This is a genomic window from Pontibacillus sp. ABV4_188, from assembly GCF_056311905.1.
Window position 1 is genome coordinate 2763827 of record NZ_CM149975.1, and the last position, 18017, is coordinate 2781843.

Genomic DNA, 18017 nt, shown 5'->3' on the forward strand with positions numbered 1-18017 from the left:
TATTAATCGTCAGAATCCATCTCAAGCACGGCCATAAAGGCTTCTTGCGGTACTTCAACAGACCCAACCATCTTCATTCGTTTTTTACCTTCTTTTTGTTTCTCTAACAACTTACGCTTACGAGAAATATCCCCGCCATAACATTTTGCAAGTACGTTTTTACGCATTGCTTTAATGGTTGAACGTGCCACAATTTTATTCCCGATTGCTGCTTGAACAGGAACTTCGAATTGTTGACGTGGAATGAGTTCAACAAGCTTGCTAGTAATCGCTTTTCCTCGGTCGAACGCGAAATCTCTGTGAACAATGAAGGATAAAGCATCAATAGTGTCTCCATTTAACCAGATATCCATTTTCACGAGATTCGATGCACGATAGCCTGCTAAGTCATAGTCAAAGGAAGCATAGCCTTTTGTTTGAGACTTGAGCTGATCAAAGAAATCATACACTATCTCAGACAGCGGGATATCATACGTGATATTTACACGGTTGTCGTCAAGATATTGCATATCTACGAAAGAACCACGCTTCTTCTGACAAATTTCCATCACAGATCCTACATAGTCGTTCGGGACCATCACGGTTGCATTTACAAACGGCTCACGAACTTCACTAATTGACTGAGGATCGGGCATCAAGGACGGATTATCAACCGTAACGGTTTCCCCATCAGCAAGTTCTACTTCGTAGATTACACTTGGCGCAGTTGTAATAAGTTGAATATTAAATTCACGTTCGATACGTTCTTGTATAATCTCCATGTGAAGGAGCCCTAAGAACCCGCAACGGAAACCAAACCCTAATGCCTGAGACGTCTCAGCTTCATACTGAAGGGAAGAATCGTTAAGCTCTAGGCGCTCTAGTGCTTCACGTAAATCATTGTAATTGTTCGCATCTACCGGGAACAATCCGCAGAACACCATCGGATTCAAGCGTTTATAACCTGGTAATGGTTCTGGCGCTGGATTGTCTACTCTGGTAATCGTGTCACCTACACGGGAGTCACTTACGTTTTTAATTGATGCTGTTAAATATCCAACATCCCCAACAGTTAATTCATTTTTAGGAGTTGGCTTTGGATTAAACACACCAATTTCGTTTACTTCAAACTCTTTTCCCGTTTGCATCATTCGAATTTTTTGACCAACTTTAACAGAACCTTCCTTCACCGCAATCGACGCGATTACACCTCGGTAAGGATCATATAAAGAGTCAAAGATTAAAGCTTTCAATGGATCTTCCGGCTCACCAATAGGGGAAGGAATACGTTCTACAATGGCTTCTAATATCTCTTCAATTCCTTTACCCGCTTTAGCTGAAGCTAAGATAACCTCATCTTTGGTTACACCAAGAAGATCTTCAAGCTCCTTCGTCACACGTTCTGGATCAGCCGCTGGAAGATCTACTTTATTAATAACTGGAATAATTTCTAAATCATTATCTAAGGCAAGGTAAAGGTTCGCTAACGTTTGAGCCTCAATCCCCTGCGCCGCATCTACTACCAAGATAACCCCTTCACACGCTGCTAAACTACGGGATACCTCATATGTAAAATCGACGTGCCCTGGTGTATCAATCAGGTGAAATAAGTAATCTTCTCCCTTATGAGGAGAGCTATATCGCAATTGAACTGCGTTTAATTTTATGGTTATACCACGCTCACGCTCTAAATCCATCGCATCAAGAAACTGCTCTTTCATCTCTCGTTGCGTTAAAGCTTTCGTTTTCTCTAATATACGATCGGCTAATGTCGATTTGCCGTGGTCGATATGAGCGATAATTGAAAAATTACGCACATTCTCCTGTTTAATCTTGTCGCTACTCACATTCATCACTCCTACTTTAATCCGAAACCATAGCTAGCTTAGATTATAGCAATGTAGAGGAAATACTTCAATAACGAAAAGCGCAGGCGACTGTTCAGCCCCGTACGCATAAGCAAAGTGCCGGAAGTGGCGTTAGCCACTGCAGGTAGTTTGCTTATGACGCTAGGGGCTAGGAGCCGGAGCTAGACATCATCGAAAAGCGCAGGCGGGGTGACCAGTGGAAAAAGGAAGCTCGACTAAAACCGCCGCGTCCTGCGGCAACGTCGAACGACCCCACCTCGTGTGGGGCCGGATAAGCAAGATGGCGAAAATAAGCGTAGCTTATTGTAGTCATATTGCTTATCGCGCTAGGCCCTCCCCGCCGGAGCTAGATCTCATTCGAAAAGCGCAGGGGGCTTGTCCAGAGGCGTACGGATAAGCAAACTGGCCGGAAGTGGCGCTAGCCACTGCAGGTAGTTTGCTTATCTCGCTAGCCTCTAGCCCCCGGAGCTGGACATCATCGAAAAGCGCAGGCGAGGTGCTCAGTGAAAAGAGGAAGTTCGACTAAACCACCATGTCCTATGGCAACGTCGAACGCCCCCACCTCATGTGGGGCCGGACATGCAGCTAAAAGAAAGCAGAGAATATGTGATAGATCGTGTAGATGATTGTATTGTAAACCCAGTTCACTACGCTTTCTAAGGTGACAGCTAGTCTTTGAAGGCCGCGGGCTTCGTTGTGGTCCTTGTATTGCTGTTGCTTTTCCTGCACCGATACTTGTGCGAAGTCTTTACCTAAAACTTGCACCTCATAATCCCCTGTTTCCAATTTCTCCGTTTGGACAGCTTCTTGAAATGTACCACTTGAGAAGCCTCGCATCTGAATCATCCCAATGCTAGCTTGATTCATACCGACCAAAACGCCGCCGAGGAATAAAACAATCATAATTAGAAAGGTTATTGTGAAGCGCACCATATCGGTCATCTCCTTATTTCTCCTTACTCATCCCCATTTACTTTTTCCGCTTGCCAATAAAAATCACTAAACACATCTGCAACGGCATCCGCACTTCGATAAAGTTCTTCTAACGTATTTTCCACTCCACCAAACTCAATAAGAATAGCATTTTGAGATAAGTCCTGATTAAACTTCCCATTTGTACCAGAACCCTTTTTCGTCATAACCCCTCGGCTTAGACCGGGGTATGCCTTTTCCATTTTCTTGTGAAGGTCATTCGCTAGTTTTAAATTTTGTTCATAATGGGCATACTCTCCCCCAATTACGAAGAAGATTCTCGCAAATGACTGTCCATTTATATCAGTAGTCGTATATTGTTTATCAATGGAGTCCCTGTGAAGGTCAAAATAATATTGTAAATCCCCTTCTGTACTCATTGCTTCTTGCACAACAGTCCTCGACATTTCATACGACTCGTAATACTCCATACCTTTGTCTTTAAGTTTCTTTGTTATATCTGTTTTGTCTACTTTAGCGCCAATGCCATTATCCTCTAAGCTCTGAGCCAAACGATCCCCAATAAGTGTAATATTCGCTTTAGAATGAAATGCATCTGTTGCGCCTTCTGGAAGAAGCGGGAAATAAGATTCTCGGTTATGGGTATGGTAGATCAACACAACATCCCTATTACCAGTAGTGGGTAATGCTTGATCAGAAGAAGGTGGATCTGATTGTTCATCCGGCTGCTCTTCTGTAACGATTTCCGTTTCCTCTTTGTCGAAAATCTCCATAGGAGGAGCTGATTCGACTGCCATCGTCGTGTAGTCCGTTCCCTCACCTGCTACCACAATTTGACCATCAAATGTTGAAAATCCTGGCAACTCCCTACCCAAAAGTGAACGCGGATCATCAGGCTGAATACTTGTAGCAGTTTGAAAAATCATTTCAGAGATACGCGGATCTTCATATCCATCTGGGTGCGCCCCCTGAAATACGCGGTTCTCCATGCTCATTAAATGTAAAAAAGAGGAACCATCTATCTGACTTGTCCACGTATGCAATGTTGAAGAGGACAGTCGATAAGCTGGCTGTATAGATGTCAGTAAACCGATTAATAAAAAGACTCCCATTAAGCCTATTAGGTAAATCCCACTTCGTTTATACCATTTTTTCAATTCTCTATGAACAAGCGTTAAGCCATTAGAATTCAATGAGGTCACCCTTCCTCTCATGTTTCCTAACTCTAGTAAACTTTATGAAAACTAGAGAAAGAGTAGAACCTCCTTCTATCTTATCTTGTAAAAGAATCTTCTGTGTCTGGCTCCACATCTTGATGTAAGGCAGCGTTTAGTCCACTTGCGACAACATGAGCCATATCTTTCATAAACCCGTCTACTTCTTTAGGTGTCACCATTAGATTGTGACCAATAGGAGTGAGGACCTCTTGAATAAGTGCTCTTTTCTCTTGAGCTGACAATCCACCGATCATGCCCATTACTGCTTTACGTTGTTCTTCACTTGGCAGATCTTCTTCAGTTAATTCTTTTCTCTCACCAAAATCCATACCAGCAGGAGTTAAAGACTTAGATGGTTTCTCTCTCTCATCCCACTCACGCCCAAAATGTTTTAGCATATAATCAATCGTGTCACTTGTAATGGTTACAGCGTCTACCACAGTCGGGATACCTAAAGAAATGACCGGAATCCCTAAGGTTTCTTTACTTAATTCTTTACGTTTGTTGCCCACACCAGATCCTGGGTGAATCCCTGTGTTGGAAATCTGAATCGTGCTATTCACACGGTCAATTGAGCGAGAAGCTAATGCATCAACCGCTATGACAAAGTCTGGTTTCACTTTCTCAATTACACCAACTATAATATCGCTTGTCTCTATACCTGTTACCCCCATTACACCCGGGGTAAGGGCTGACACAGGACGAAAACCTTCATCGACCGTCTCAGGCTGAAGTTCAAACATATGGTTCGTCACAAGCAGTTTATGAACTACCATGGGACCAAGTGCGTCAGGTGTAACATTGTCGTTCCCTAAACCTACTACGAGACATGTTGCATCGGTAGCTACATTACATTTAATAAGTAACTCTTCTAATTCTCTCGCTACTACAGAAGCTGTATGATGCATAAGGCTAGTATCATGTTTTCGTATACCTTGAGATTCAATGGTAATATAAGAGCCCGGTTTCTTACCGATTTGTTCTGCCCCATTTTCATCAACTTCTACATAAGTGACCTTTATGTCCTCAGCTTCCTTTTTCTCTTGAACACGTACTCCCTCTCTATTGCTAGAGCCTTGATCCTTTTGATCTGAAACCATGTCTTTTGCTTCAACAGCTAAATCTGTACGAATTTGAAACTGATCTAGATTCATTGACATGCGAAAACCCTCCGTTTTTTTACTAGGATGCACGTCCATTTTGGCTTTCATACATAATAGAAAATCACACGGTATTATATTTATGTTGAAAACTGCTGTGTGCTCTGATAAAATGTCTCTTGTTCGAATAAATGCTCTATAAAGCAGGTTCAATTTCTCCAGGAGGTGAAAATAGATGGCTAATATCAAACAAGCTAGAAAACGTGTTATTACACAAAACAACCAGCGCGCACAGAACAACTCTTTCAAATCTGACGTTCGTTCTGCAATGAAGCGTGTTGACAACCTAGTTGATAACAACAAAACTGACGAAGCTAAAGAAGCTTTCAAAGATGCTGTACAAAAGATTGATAAGGCTGTAGGCAAAGGTCTTATGCACCGCAACAAAGGTAACCGTCAGAAAGCTCGTCTTTCTCGTCGCGTTAAATCCGTTACAGCGTAAATAAGTCATTCCGTTTTTATGACCAACCAACAAACGATCCTACTAAGAGGGTCGTTTTTTTATGCAAAAAAGAGGATGCTACAATGAGTAGCATCCTCTTTTTTGTCGACGTTAAGATACATCAGCTGAAAGGGCTCTTACTTTTATAAGTGCTTGGGCTTGCTCGGGGACAACTCGCTTTCCTGGGGGGAGCTGGGAAGCCTCCTCATTCGCTACGCTCTTTGTGGGGTCTTCCCTAGGCTCCATATCCCGCGGGAGTCTCGCAGTCCCCGAGCAAGCCCTGGCTTTAAATTAGTGAACGGCCCCACACCATGCAGGCTCATTCCACGTGGTCCCAAGACGTGAGGATTTTTGTCGAACTTTCCCCTTTCCTTTTGCAGCCTCTTCGAGAAACCATCCCTAATTATCTCATGGACAAAAAGTCTTCAGCTGTCTCATGGGCAATCTCCTCAACGACTATACCTCTCTTTCCTGCCAGTGAAGATTGCAGATTTTCTTATATCACATGTTTCCGTTACACCATACTTGGCAAAGGTGGTTCGGGAAATTGCGAGACTCCTGCGGCAGTAGGAGCCTAGGGGAGACCCCGGAAAGCGCGGAGCGATTGAGGAGGCTCCCCAGCTCGCCGCGGAAAGGGAGTAATTTCCCGAACCACCTTACGCTCCAATAACACATACGGAAACTTCCTCTCGCTTTCAAAGCCAACAAAAAAAGCAACCTAATAGAGGTTGCTTTTTAGTTACGCTCTTTTCTTTTTAACATGGACAAGTTGGTATAAAAGAAGTTCAAAGGCTAAGTTCTTTTCCATTCGACCTTGTTTCATCGATGCATCCGTGTCGGTAAGGAGTTGCATGATGGTTCCTAGTTGTTGTTCGTTAAAGCCGCGGGCTCTTCCTAATGCCATTTTTATTGCAAATGGGTGGGCTTTAATTTGTTGCGTCATTTGATTCTGTGTATATCCTTTTTGCTGAAGGAGTTTTGATTGATAAATCAGTCTAAATTGAGAAGCCAATAGAGCGAGCAAGGCAATGGGTTCTTCATTTTGTTTCTCAAGGTCTTTATAGATCAATATGGCCTTCTCCACGTTTTGATTCATGACGGCATCTACCAACTTAAGAGCGGAAGACTGGGAGTTGTGTGCAGCTAACAAATCTGCCACTTCCTTTGTGATTGTTCCGCCTTCTCCAACATATAAGGCCATCTTTTCTAACTCATTTTGAATAGACATAAGGTTTGTCCCGTTTTCTTGAATAAAAACATCAATGGCAGGGGATTCTATGTCTATATGTAAACCTTTTGCTAAGCTTTGTACCCAGCTGGCCATTTCGTGTTCTTTAAGGGATTGAAAAGGAATGACCTTCCCTGATTTCTTCATTTGCTTAACGATTTTCTTACGTTCATCAATTTTCTCATAAGGTGCTATAAAAACTACAATGGAATACTCGGCAGGTTGTTCTAAATAACGTTGCAACACCGAGACATCATGTTCAATTTGCAATTTATCAGGTTTGGCCTTTAAAAAACTTGGATTTTTACACAACAATAGCTTTCTTTCTCCGAGGAAAGGAAAGGTTTCTGCATCCATCATTACTTCTTGTATAGGAACTTCTTCTAAATCATATACAGATAAATTTACATCTTGCTCCTCATCTGGCACAGCATTTTTTACAAGAGCTTGCTGAATATCCTGGATCAGGTAGGTTTCTGTTCCATATAGTAAGTAGACTGGATCAAATTGTTTCTTCTTTATTTCTTTAAGGGCATCAAAATATACCATCGTACCTTCCTCCATTCGGTTCTAACAGTATGGTATATGGAAATCGGAAGGCTTTCAAGTGTAGAATTATACATAAGTTTTAGCAAGACTTATTATGCAGAAGAGGGAAATGGCTCCCATTCCCCCCAAGTCATCTATATAAACGCATCACCTCGACCCCTAGGTAAGCCCAGGTGATAACGATGTTTTGACCGATACTTATAGCCTAGCCAAAACGAAAAAAACTATGGGTGTTAACTCTTGTCAACAAAGGGAACCGTATAATAACGAAATCTTCATGCATTGTAGATTTTTTTTATGAAACCGTTTATACTAATAACTGGTATAGGAGGGGTTAAACGTGAACGAGTTCAAAAAAGAAGTTCAATCACCAACGAACGACGTTGTAGACTCTGCCAAAGGATTCGCGTTTTCGTTCATCTTTTTCTTTGTCATTTTCGCGATTGGCGTGGGTATACGATTAATCGGCAACTAGTACTTAAGCAACAGAGTATGAAAGAGGCTGTCAACACAGTCTCTTTTTTATGTTTGTATAAAAGAAGGAATAAGGGAACATTTAGTACAGAATATCCTATGGCAAATGACTATAAAATGTACCTGTCCCACCAGAAAATTGATAGATCACCGCTCCTTTCTGATCTGTACGTATAATCTTTATCCCTTCTTTAGTCAACCGGTCTATCACCTGTTCATGAGGATGCCCATAACGATTGTTAAGCCCAGCGGATATAAGAGCTACCTTTGGAGTTAGATTATCCAACCATTGTCCGCCTGTAGAAGTGTCACTGCCATGGTGGGCAACTTTAAGTACATCTACATCAAGGTCGTGTGCTAAAGAACTGATATCTTCTTCCCCTTCTTTTCCAACATCTCCAGTAAACATCCAATCCATTCCACCAAGCGTGAAACTCATGACTAAAGAGTTATCATTTTTGTCTTCTGACTCCTGAATTGGATAAAGAATATCAAAAACGGTGTCTTCAATAACGAAGCGATCCCCACTACTAACTTTCTTCCACTTCTCTTCTTTTATTGGAAGATCCCCTTTAAAAAAAGGACTTGTTATTAATGTATCGACACTGAATGAAGTGAACACTTCCAAAGCTGCACCAATATGATCCTGATCAGCATGCGTCAAAAGCAGCGTGTCAACTTTACTTATCCCCCTTTCATGAAGATAAGGCTCGATGATTCTTGTAAACGTATCATCTTCTCCTTCTTCTAGCACACCTGCAGCATCGATCATCATGACATGACTCCTATTAGGCCACTCTATAATGAAACAGTCCCCCTGACCTATATCAAGCATCGTGACTCGTCCTGGTGAAACCAAATACGGCACACTCGCCTCTGCTATTAAAACAAAGGACAAACCAACGCCCCATAAAAAAGATTGCCTTTGCTTTCCTACTTCCCATCTCTTCATCATCCACACAAACGCGATTACAAACAAAAAGATACTAACAATGGACATCTGGCCAGTTACCCATTCCACAACAAACTCATCCATCCCTTTAAGCGGAAGGAAGTATATCTCTAATGACTTCTGAAAAACAGCATCTAATGGATTAAGCAACGAGGAAGGTAAAATATATACTCCTACGAGAAAAACGAAACATATAGGAAGAAAAAACACAGACATTAAAGGGACAAACAGGAGGTTAGCTAAAAGAGAAAGTGGGTTAAAGACATAAAATGATTGAAGTTGTAAGGGGAGAACCACTAATTGGCATAAGAGGGATATCCTAAGAAGGGTATCGACTGGATGAGCACTTAAACTAATCCATTTCTTTGACACAAGAATGGCAAAGGTGACAATAAATGAAAATTGAAAGCCCAGTTGATGAATAAGCGAAGGTTTAAAAATGAGAATACTACAAAAAAGATAACTAATAATGTCTGTCATGGGCCATCTCTGTTTAAAAAGTGATAACAGCATAGCTACTTCGGCCATACAAACAGCTCTGATTACAGACGGTGCGCCCCCTGCAAACAAAATATAAATTGGGAGAAGAAACAAAAGGCATATGATTAACTTACGCTTCGTTAAAAAGGAAAAACGAAGGGTGAGATAAGAGAAGAGTGCAATACACAACCCGACATGAAGGCCAGAGATAGCCAGCAAATGAGAAAGACCCCACCGCTGAAAAAGATCGATGGTCTCATCCGATAAATCACGATCTTCTCCAAAAATTAAGGCTTTCACCCATGATGATGTTAAAGGGGAAAGGTTTTGCTCTAAGGTGCTTAAAGCTTGTTTCCGTTTTGAAAACAATTCCTTATACCAGCTCCCCCCATGGCAATGTAACTCAGAAGGATCCACAATAATCGTCCCATGTACACCTTTATGAAGCATAAATGCTTCATAATCAAATTCTCCAGGGTTACGGGCATATGGGTAACGCTCTATTTCACCAGACAGAGAGCACCTTGATCCAATTTGAACGGATCTATAGTCGAGAGATGAAAAAAGGAACGCATTCCATTTTTGTTTCGTTTGATCATCCTCAAAAATGAAGGAGGTATAGTCTGATGTAAATGTAGGATTTTCTGTAACAACACCATTTATTTGCACTACAGCGGTAGATAAGGGTGGAGGAGTAAGAGGTTTAAATGATTCAGTAGTCGAACAAACCATAAAGAGAATACCACATGCAAGTAATAAGAAGCGTTTAGCCGGACGGAATATGATCACACCGCCCAGCACTAAAAATCCGCCCAACCAACTATATGAAATAGGCGCGAGGTAAACGCCTAGCGCTGAAGCTATAGCAAGCCAATAGCCATTTCCTTTCACAGTCCACCTCCCCCCATTACGTTGTTATGTGGTGAGAGGAGAATAAGTTCATAGCTTCTTCTTTCAAGCTTTCTATTTCTTCTTTAGATGCGCCTGCATGAGATAAACGTTCGATTAGTCCATTGATATATTCAAGTTTTTCAAGAGCTTTAGGATCGACTCCAGTTTCTTGTACTTCTACATGAACTGTCTGGACACCAGCTTCCTTGAACAACTCAATAGCATACGGATGATTTTTATAATCTTGTGCGTAGTAAACAGTTTGGATCCCTGCTTGAATTAACGCTTTACAGCAGTGGAGACACGGGAAGTGGGTAACATAAATTTCAGCACCTTCTGTGGCGACACCAAATTTGGCACACTGGAGTAAAGCGTTCATCTCCGCATGAATCGTTCTAACACAATGGCCATCAATGACATAGCACCCTTCATCTATACAATGGACACTCCCTGAAACACTTCCATTATATCCCCCTGCAATCATTCTCTTGTCACGTACCACTGTGGCACCTACAGCTAACCTTTCACACGTGCTTCTAAGAGCTAATAAATGACTTTGAGCCATGAAATACTGATCCCAAGAAATACGATTCATTATCGATCACCTTCTCTATTTTCATTTCCATTCAGTGTACTGCTTGTCTAGTTTTACGTCAATCGACTAAGGAACCTGAATATCTTCTATAAATCCCTCTAATGTCTTCTCTCCAATACCACTAACTCGGAGAAGGTCATTAACATCTTGAAAGGGTCCATTTTTCTCCCTATATTCAAGAATCGCTTTTGCCTTGGCTTCCCCAACACCCGATAAGGTTTTTAACTCTTCTAATGTGGCTTGATTAACGAAAACCTTTTCAGACATATTCCCTCCGCTTTCGCCAGGGGCTGTTCCTCCCCCTTTAGCAAGAACGATTACAACCATCTCATCTTGGACACGCATCGCTAAATTAACGGATAAGGGATCTCCCGATGATGTAAGACCTCCCGCCATTCGAATGGCATCCTCCACCCTACTCCCCTCGTCTAGATGGTATACGCCAGGTCGTTCAACCTCGCCCTTAACATCAACATACATAAGTGTTCTTTCAATTGAGGCATTCACTTCAGTTGTTTTTTCTTCCTTCTCTTCTTTATGGTTTATTACGAACTCATCATCAGGAGGGGAATTTGGCCAAAGCATCCATAAGATAAATCCTGCCAAAACAGCTATAGATAGAAAATACTTGTAGATTCGACTCATAAACGATCTACCTTCTTTCATATATTTGTTAACGGAACAGTATTTGCATGAAGAGATTACCATGTAAAGGAGGGGACCTAACATGAAGTGGGGCATTATTGGTACGGGGAATATGGGCAAAATCTTGACAGAGGCTTGGATTGATTCTGGAATGATCGAACCAGAGCAGCTTTATGTAACAAATCGAACCCTTTCAAAAGCAAAGTTATTACAACAAGACTACCCAGGTATTACGGTTTGTGAAGGAGCTGATGCAGTAGCAAAAGAAGCCGACATGCTTTTCATTTGCGTCAAACCTTTGGATATTTACCCCCTTCTCAAGAAAATACAACCTTATCTAACTGAGCAGCAGTGCTTAGTTTCTATTACAAGTCCTTATAGTGTAGAGGATCTTGAACAAGAAGTACCATGCCAGGTGGTTCGGTGGATCCCAAGTATCACAAACCGCGCTCAATCAGGTGTAACTCTGTTAACATTTGGAGAACGTGTATCTCCTTTAATGAAAGCTTATGTGGAACAGTGTTGCAAGACATACTCTAAGCCTGTTGAAATTAAAGAAAACGTTACTCGCGTTTCTTCAGATATCGTATCCTGTGGTCCAGCATTTTTTAGTTACTTACTTCAGCGTTTTGTGGATGCAGCTTGTGAGGAAACGAAGATTTCTGAACACGAGGCCACAACTATGGTTACAGAAATGCTAATTGGCTTTGGAAAGCTTCTAGAGGAAGGACATTATTCGTTACCTACTCTTCAAGAAAAGGTTTGTGTAAAGGGAGGGGTAACAGGAGAAGGGATAGAAGTTCTTGAGGCAGAAACAGGGAAAATGTTTCATCATGTTTTTCAGAGGACTCATCGAAAATACGACCAAGATAAATGGGAGTTAGAAGAACAAAAGCGGGATTAATACTTTATTCTTCATCATTCAACAAAACCCTTCAAAAAAATAAAACCGGAGAAGAGTATTTACTCTGCTCCGGTCTTATTTCTTGCATATGAAAAAAATCCGATCATTTTCTTGTTCATCATATCCCGCTTCTTGCGAGAAATCACTATGGATACCTAGTACATCAAAGCCACAGTCTTGCAGCCATGACACGTAAGTTGAAACAGGAAACGTTCTTTGGTTGTGATATTCATCAAATCGTTCATATAGATCGTCTTTCTTTACAAAGAACGTTAAATCATGTGTAACAGAATGATCTTCTTCGTTCTCATCACAGAACCAGATGTAGCTAATATCATCTGTAACGGTACCAAACGTTTGACCACTAAGGTACTCATCTATATACCCCGTTGAATGAACATCAAATAAGAACAAGCCTCCTGGTTTAACCACGTCATAGGCATGCTGAAACGTTTTCTGGATTTGTTGCTCGTCTGTAATATAGTTTATTACATCGCAATAACTAATAACCATGTCATATCGAATCGGTATATCTAATGTTGTTATATCTTGCTTGATCCATTCCACAGAAGCTTTTTGTTCTGTTGACTTCCGATTGGCTACAGCTAACATGTCTTCTGAAAGATCCACACCTGTAACGTTGTATCCTTCTTTAGCTAAACGTATCGAGATCTCTCCAGTTCCTGCTCCAAGGTCTAATATGCTTTCTACCTTTGACCCAGTAGAACGAATCGAGGATTGGGTAAAGGTTACCCAATCCTGATAAGGAACTTCTTCCATCAATTCGTCATAGATCTCAGCAAAACGACCATAGCTCATATTACACCTGGTCTTGATTTGGTGTGATTTCTTGCATGCTGTAGGAAGGTGCATCTCCCCATAGACGCTCTAGGTTATAGTAGTTACGCTCATCTTTATGGAAAATATGACACACCACGTCGTCTAAGTCGACAAGTACCCAACGAGATTCCTCAAAGCCTTCCATTCGTTTAACAACCATGCCCTGCTCTTCTGCCGCTTCCTTAATTCCTCTTGCAATTGCTTGCACTTGTCGTTCATTTGTACCATGGCAAATAATGAAATAGTCTGCAATTAAAGACACATTTTGCATGTCCATCGCAACAATATCTTCTGCTCGTTTATCTTCACATGCCTGAGCGGCAATTTTCATAAGTTCCTTACTTTCCATTTTTTACTTCCCTTCTTGTTTGCTATTCTTACGCTTCGTTAAAGCGTTATACGCATAAAATGTATCCGGATAAATGGGTTGATTTTTACTCATTAAAAAAGCAATAGTATTCTTCGATGCCATCCAGCATCCATAATCTAAGCTGACCTGAGCGGCCTCCCTTACATCGTCAACACCAGGGAACTTACGTCCAGGCTCAATGTAGTCAGCCAAGAAAATTACTTTATCCAAAGGTGTCATATGCGTACGACCTGTTGTGTGGTAATGGATGGAATCTAATACTTCCACATCTGTAATCCCTACTTCTCTTTCTACCAGTAAAGCTCCTACAGGACCATGCCACAACTCATGATGGTAGTGCAATAGATCCTTTGGTAAATAGGTTGAAGTAATCCATTTCTTCATCTCTTCTCTCGGTCTGTATTTCGCATAGTCATGAAAAATTGCTGCTATTTCTGCCTTCTTTTCATCCACTCCATACATACCTGCTAATTCAATAGCAGTCTCCATTACCCTCACTGTGTGATCATAGCGCTCTTGCTTTAGGTGAGGTTTTAGTATAGCTAATGCTTCATTCTGCTCCATACAATCCTCGCTCCTTTATATAAGATTCTACAGATTGAGGTAATAAATACCGAGCTGAGCGTCCCTGCATCATTCGTTCTCGAATAAACGTAGAAGACACTTCGAATACCGGTATATCAATGGTGTGAATAGGATATGGAGACGATAGTTCATGTCCTTTGCGTTTGACCCCAACAAAGGTGATCATTTCAACTAATTCATCAATTCTATTCCACTTTGGCAAGTATTCAACCATGTCTCCTCCCATTATAAAGTAAAATTGGATATCCTCAAACTCATCTATTAATGTCTTAACCGTATCAAACGTATAAGAAATTCCCGAGCGTTCGATTTCAATTGTATTTATTTTAAAATGGGGATTAGAATCTATGGCTATTTGTGTCATCTCTAAGCGATCATTCACTTTTGTATTGGTTGCCGTTTTATGAGGAGGATCATTCGAAGGAATAAACCATACCTCATCAAGCCCAAGTTCCTGGTACACTTCTTCTGCTATGAGTAAATGTCCCATATGAGGAGGATCAAATGTACCACCTAACAATCCAATTTTCTTCATACTAAACTCCTTTATTACGGTAGTTTAATCTGCTTGTTCTCATCTGACTCTTTATAAAGAACGATTGTATTTCCGATGATTTGAACAATGTTTGCGTCTACTCCATCAGCAATATCCTTAGCTACTTCGTCTTTATCTTCGAAGCAATTTTGCAAAATGCTGATCTTAATAAGTTCTCGTTTCTCAAGAACATCAGATATTTGATCAATCATATTCTCATTCACACCTGTTTTTCCCACTTGGAAAATCGGGTTCAGATGATGGGCTTTTGATCGTAAAAATCGTTTTTGTTTTCCTGTTAACATGTTGTATCACCTTTCAATTGCTGTTCAAATTTAGTTACAATATCGTTTGCTTCTACAAACGTTTCTGTCCATTGCTCAAACGCTAAGGCCGCTTGATAAATAAGCATACCATGACCATGTAACACCCTTGCTCCTCTGTTTTTGGCTTCTTTTAAAAGAGAGGTCTCAAATGGTTTATACACAATATCACTAACTATGGCATTAGGCTTCACATTTCGTAAAGATATAATTTGACCACTTTCATTAGGAGTCATACCTACTGAGGTCGTCTGCACAATAAGATCGTAATGTGAAAGACCCTCTTCAGCTTCTTCAAGTGAAAGGACAGAAGATTCCATGCTTCCACAACGTAATGCACGCAGTGCTTCTCCTCGCGAGGCTGTACGATTAGCGATGTCTATGACAGGGGCACCAGCCTCCGCCAACGCTCTATAAATTCCTCTCGCTGCTCCTCCTGCTCCAAGGATCAACACCTGAGTTTTCTTTAAGTTTGTATCCGGATATTCCTCAAGGAGAGAGCGAACATATCCTTTGCCGTCTGTGTTATATCCGATCCATTTTCCATCTTGGACGATAACGGTATTGACTGCCCCAACAGAGGAAGCGTAAGAATCTATTTCATCCAGATAAGGAATAATCTCTTCTTTATATGGCACGGTGACGTTAAAACCATCTACTTCAACCACTTTCAATGCTTGAAGTTTACCTTCCAATGCTTCAGGACTCGTTTCAAATATACGGTAGGCTCCCTGTTCACCTTGCTTTTTAAGAAACTGTTCATGAATCCAGGGAGACTTGGAATCTCTAGCTGGGCAACCGACTAGTCCAAATAAATAGCCCATAGGTAATCCCTCCTAGTTTTAGATTAATGAAGAACGAAGGGAAACGCGCACACCTTCTGGTAAATGAGCCGTCACAGTAACTCCACCATGTGGAACTGTAATCCAGCCAAGTCCAGAGAATACAATATCCGTTTTATCTTCTAGAACTTGAAAGCTTTGGGCCTTTAGAGGTGGCAGCTGTGACTTTGTATCTTGATCAGGAGGAGAGAGTAATTCTCCTAAATGAGTCTCGTAAAGCTCATCTGCTTTTTCTAACTTTGTACGATGAATGTTTAGTTGATTTGAAAAGTAACAAACAAAAGAATGCTTCTCACCTTTCGTAAAGTCAAGCCTTGCCAGCCCACCAAAATAAAGGGTTTGATCCTCATTCAACTGATAAACCCGTGGCTTAATTTCTTTCTGAGGCGTAATAACTTTTAAATCCTTCTCTGATACATAATGCGCCATTTGGTGCCTGTTAATCACACCTGGTGTATCAAATAAAGACGCCTTTTCATCAAGAGGAATATCTATAAATCCTAGTGTAGTCCCAGGGAAATAAGATGTGGTAATTGCTTCTTTCTCTCCTGTAGAATCTTGGATTAAATGATTAATAAACGTTGATTTCCCTACGTTTGTACAGCCAACAACATATACATCTTTCCCACGGCGTTGTTGTTCAATGGATCCGGCAACTTCTTCCATCCCTTCGCCAGTCTTTGCTGACACTAGGAATACATCATTCACTTTAAGTCCTTGTTCTTTAGCAAGACGCCTCATCCACTGTTTAACTTTATTATGGTTAACGGACTTCGGCAATAAATCGACTTTATTGCCAACTAGAATAATGGGCTTATTCCCTGTGAAACGTGGCAGTCCTTGAATAAAACTTCCATTAAAATCAAAGATATCCATCACTTTCACAATCATCCCATCCGTATCACGGATTTGGTTCAACATACGAAGGAAGTCGTCATCTGTTAGATCAACATCTTGCACTTCATTGTAATGCTTTAAGCGAAAGCATCGTTTACAAATAACTTCTTCTCGCTCTAGAGCAGAAGCAGGAGCATATCCAGGAGCTTTTGGGTCTTGCGTCTGAATCTCGGCTCCACATCCATAGCAAATTACTTTTTCCATTCTTTATCCTCCCAATTAAGCATTCCTCGACTTTTCATCCAACCTAAGATCTGGCGTTCAATTTTTCGATTGACCCTTGTCCATAAACCATCAGTCTGAACAATGGGAACAACTAGAACCGTATGGAACTCTGCACGATTCCCTCCTAAAACATCAGTCAGTAGTTGGTCTCCGACAACAACGACTTCTTCCTTATTTAAATTCATCTCTTTTCTAGCTTTGCGAAAAGCTTTACCAAGCGGCTTTCTTGCACTGTGTATAAATGGAATATTTAAAGGTTCAGAGAAGAAAGTTACGCGACTTTCGTTGTTATTTGAAACGACTGTTACTTGAATATCGTTTTCTTTCATTAATTTGAACCATTGTACAATTTCTGGTGTTGCATCTGCTTGATCCCAAGCAACAAGCGTATTATCTAAGTCTGTTATGATTCCTTTAATTCCACGTTCCTTCAATTCAGAAGGTCTAATTTCAAACACAGATTGAACATGTTCATCTGGAAGAAACTTCTTTAACACCTTTATCACCTCGTTTTTAGCCTATTCCCGTACAAATGGACTACCTATCCATGATATAAAATTTATCCTTCCCTTTCAAAAGAAAGTTTACTTTCAAATAGAAAAAAAGCATATTTTATGTGCAAACTACTCAGTCAGAAGAAAAACCGTTCGACAAATTCCTACAACATTTAAGTTGTGGATAACTCTATACACAAAACACACAAGGTAACCATCCCATTTGTGTACAAATTTACCAGTTTACCCACAACTTATATACAGTTGGTTGTGGATATGCATGGTGTTGTAGGGCTATATGATTCGTGATACATTTAGTTCACACTAAAACAAAACATAATCTTACCACATATAAAGATGAATCTACATAGTCAAGTAAATTTATTTGCGGGAGGTGTGAGCCAACACATTGTTGGTGAATGCTATGGAACATTTATCAGATGAATTGCTCATAGAATCATACTATAAAGCCACAGAACTTAACCTCAGCGCAGAATTTATTAAGCTTATTGAAGAAGAGCTACAACGGAGATCAATCATTCAGAATATTAAAAGAACAAGCTGAACCTACTGCCTATTGCTACTTGCA

Annotated in this window: 20 protein-coding genes; 4 read left to right on the forward strand and 16 right to left on the reverse strand. The window is 40.8% G+C overall.

Annotated elements, in window-relative coordinates; all coding sequences use genetic code 11:
• Positions 1 to 2 precede the first annotated feature (2 nt).
• The 4 genes from lepA to gpr form a co-directional block, all read right to left on the reverse strand.
• Positions 3 to 1826, reverse strand: coding sequence for a translation elongation factor 4 (gene lepA / locus ACYX4O_RS14295; protein ID WP_476351709.1), 1824 nt, complete (start codon positions 1824 to 1826; stop codon positions 3 to 5).
• Between the two features lie 606 nt (positions 1827 to 2432).
• On the reverse strand, positions 2433 to 2789 hold the full coding sequence (locus ACYX4O_RS14300) for a DUF3679 domain-containing protein (protein ID WP_476351710.1): 357 nt from the start codon (positions 2787 to 2789) through the stop codon (positions 2433 to 2435).
• Between the two features lie 14 nt (positions 2790 to 2803).
• A complete protein-coding gene (gene spoIIP, locus ACYX4O_RS14305; protein WP_476351711.1) occupies positions 2804 to 3982 on the reverse strand; it encodes a stage II sporulation protein P in 1179 nt (392 codons plus the stop codon).
• A 71-nt stretch (positions 3983 to 4053) separates the two neighbouring features.
• On the reverse strand, positions 4054 to 5157 hold the full coding sequence (gene gpr / locus ACYX4O_RS14310; RefSeq protein ID WP_476351712.1) for a GPR endopeptidase: 1104 nt from the start codon (positions 5155 to 5157) through the stop codon (positions 4054 to 4056).
• Between the two features lie 175 nt (positions 5158 to 5332).
• On the opposite strand from gpr, the gene rpsT reads away from it, so the two are divergent.
• A complete protein-coding gene (rpsT, locus tag ACYX4O_RS14315) occupies positions 5333 to 5599 on the forward strand; it encodes a 30S ribosomal protein S20 (RefSeq protein WP_345239781.1) in 267 nt (88 codons plus the stop codon).
• A gap of 739 nt (positions 5600 to 6338) precedes the next feature.
• Here rpsT and holA read toward each other — a convergent pair.
• A complete protein-coding gene (gene holA, locus ACYX4O_RS14320) occupies positions 6339 to 7376 on the reverse strand; it encodes a DNA polymerase III subunit delta (protein ID WP_476351713.1) in 1038 nt (345 codons plus the stop codon).
• Between the two features lie 340 nt (positions 7377 to 7716).
• Between holA and ACYX4O_RS14325 the strand changes: the two genes are divergently transcribed.
• Entirely contained in the window at positions 7717 to 7851 is a 135-nt protein-coding gene (locus ACYX4O_RS14325) for a YqzM family protein (RefSeq protein ID WP_036785709.1), read from the forward strand.
• A 96-nt stretch (positions 7852 to 7947) separates the two neighbouring features.
• Here the strand turns inward: ACYX4O_RS14325 and ACYX4O_RS14330 are convergent, their stop codons facing one another.
• From ACYX4O_RS14330 to ACYX4O_RS14340, 3 genes are all read right to left on the reverse strand, one after another.
• Positions 7948 to 10173: a DNA internalization-related competence protein ComEC/Rec2 gene (locus tag ACYX4O_RS14330; RefSeq protein WP_476351714.1), complete on the reverse strand. Its 2226-nt coding sequence runs from the start codon at positions 10171 to 10173 to the stop codon at positions 7948 to 7950.
• Positions 10174 to 10189: 16 nt separating this feature from the next.
• Positions 10190 to 10768 (reverse strand): ComE operon protein 2, encoded by a 579-nt coding sequence (locus ACYX4O_RS14335; protein WP_476351715.1) that lies wholly within the window; start codon positions 10766 to 10768, stop codon positions 10190 to 10192.
• 66 nt (positions 10769 to 10834) lie between these two features.
• On the reverse strand, positions 10835 to 11413 hold the full coding sequence (locus ACYX4O_RS14340; protein WP_476351716.1) for a helix-hairpin-helix domain-containing protein: 579 nt from the start codon (positions 11411 to 11413) through the stop codon (positions 10835 to 10837).
• 82 nt (positions 11414 to 11495) lie between these two features.
• Between ACYX4O_RS14340 and comER the strand changes: the two genes are divergently transcribed.
• A complete protein-coding gene (comER, locus tag ACYX4O_RS14345; RefSeq protein ID WP_476351717.1) occupies positions 11496 to 12317 on the forward strand; it encodes a late competence protein ComER in 822 nt (273 codons plus the stop codon).
• A gap of 75 nt (positions 12318 to 12392) precedes the next feature.
• Here comER and ACYX4O_RS14350 read toward each other — a convergent pair whose 3' ends face one another.
• Genes ACYX4O_RS14350 through ACYX4O_RS14385 form a run of 8 tightly spaced genes read right to left on the reverse strand, consistent with a single transcriptional unit; the run spans position 12393 to position 17431 of the window.
• Entirely contained in the window at positions 12393 to 13136 is a 744-nt protein-coding gene (locus ACYX4O_RS14350; RefSeq protein WP_476351718.1) for a class I SAM-dependent DNA methyltransferase, read from the reverse strand.
• A 1-nt stretch (position 13137) separates the two neighbouring features.
• A complete protein-coding gene (gene rsfS, locus ACYX4O_RS14355; protein ID WP_476351719.1) occupies positions 13138 to 13506 on the reverse strand; it encodes a ribosome silencing factor in 369 nt (122 codons plus the stop codon).
• 3 nt (positions 13507 to 13509) lie between these two features.
• Complete coding sequence (yqeK, locus tag ACYX4O_RS14360; protein WP_476351720.1) at positions 13510 to 14091, reverse strand: bis(5'-nucleosyl)-tetraphosphatase (symmetrical) YqeK; 582 nt, start codon at positions 14089 to 14091, stop codon at positions 13510 to 13512.
• Positions 14078 to 14647 carry a nicotinate-nucleotide adenylyltransferase gene (locus tag ACYX4O_RS14365; protein ID WP_476351721.1) on the reverse strand — a complete coding sequence of 190 codons (570 nt, stop codon included), beginning with the start codon at positions 14645 to 14647 and terminating at the stop codon, positions 14078 to 14080. Before ACYX4O_RS14365 ends, yqeK begins: the two co-directional genes overlap by 14 nt.
• A 14-nt stretch (positions 14648 to 14661) precedes the next feature.
• Entirely contained in the window at positions 14662 to 14952 is a 291-nt protein-coding gene (yhbY, locus tag ACYX4O_RS14370) for a ribosome assembly RNA-binding protein YhbY (RefSeq protein ID WP_476351722.1), read from the reverse strand.
• Positions 14946 to 15794, reverse strand: a complete 849-nt coding sequence (aroE, locus tag ACYX4O_RS14375; RefSeq protein WP_476351723.1) for a shikimate dehydrogenase — start codon at positions 15792 to 15794, stop codon at positions 14946 to 14948. Before aroE ends, yhbY begins: the two co-directional genes overlap by 7 nt.
• A gap of 18 nt (positions 15795 to 15812) precedes the next feature.
• Positions 15813 to 16913, reverse strand: coding sequence for a ribosome biogenesis GTPase YqeH (yqeH, locus tag ACYX4O_RS14380; protein ID WP_476351724.1), 1101 nt, complete (start codon positions 16911 to 16913; stop codon positions 15813 to 15815).
• Positions 16901 to 17431, reverse strand: coding sequence for a YqeG family HAD IIIA-type phosphatase (locus ACYX4O_RS14385; protein WP_476351725.1), 531 nt, complete (start codon positions 17429 to 17431; stop codon positions 16901 to 16903). Before ACYX4O_RS14385 ends, yqeH begins: the two co-directional genes overlap by 13 nt.
• 421 nt (positions 17432 to 17852) lie before the next feature.
• Here ACYX4O_RS14385 and sda point away from each other — a divergent pair, with 421 nt between their 5' ends.
• Positions 17853 to 17993, forward strand: coding sequence for a sporulation histidine kinase inhibitor Sda (sda, locus tag ACYX4O_RS14390; protein ID WP_084599643.1), 141 nt, complete (start codon positions 17853 to 17855; stop codon positions 17991 to 17993).
• Positions 17994 to 18017 lie beyond the last annotated feature (24 nt).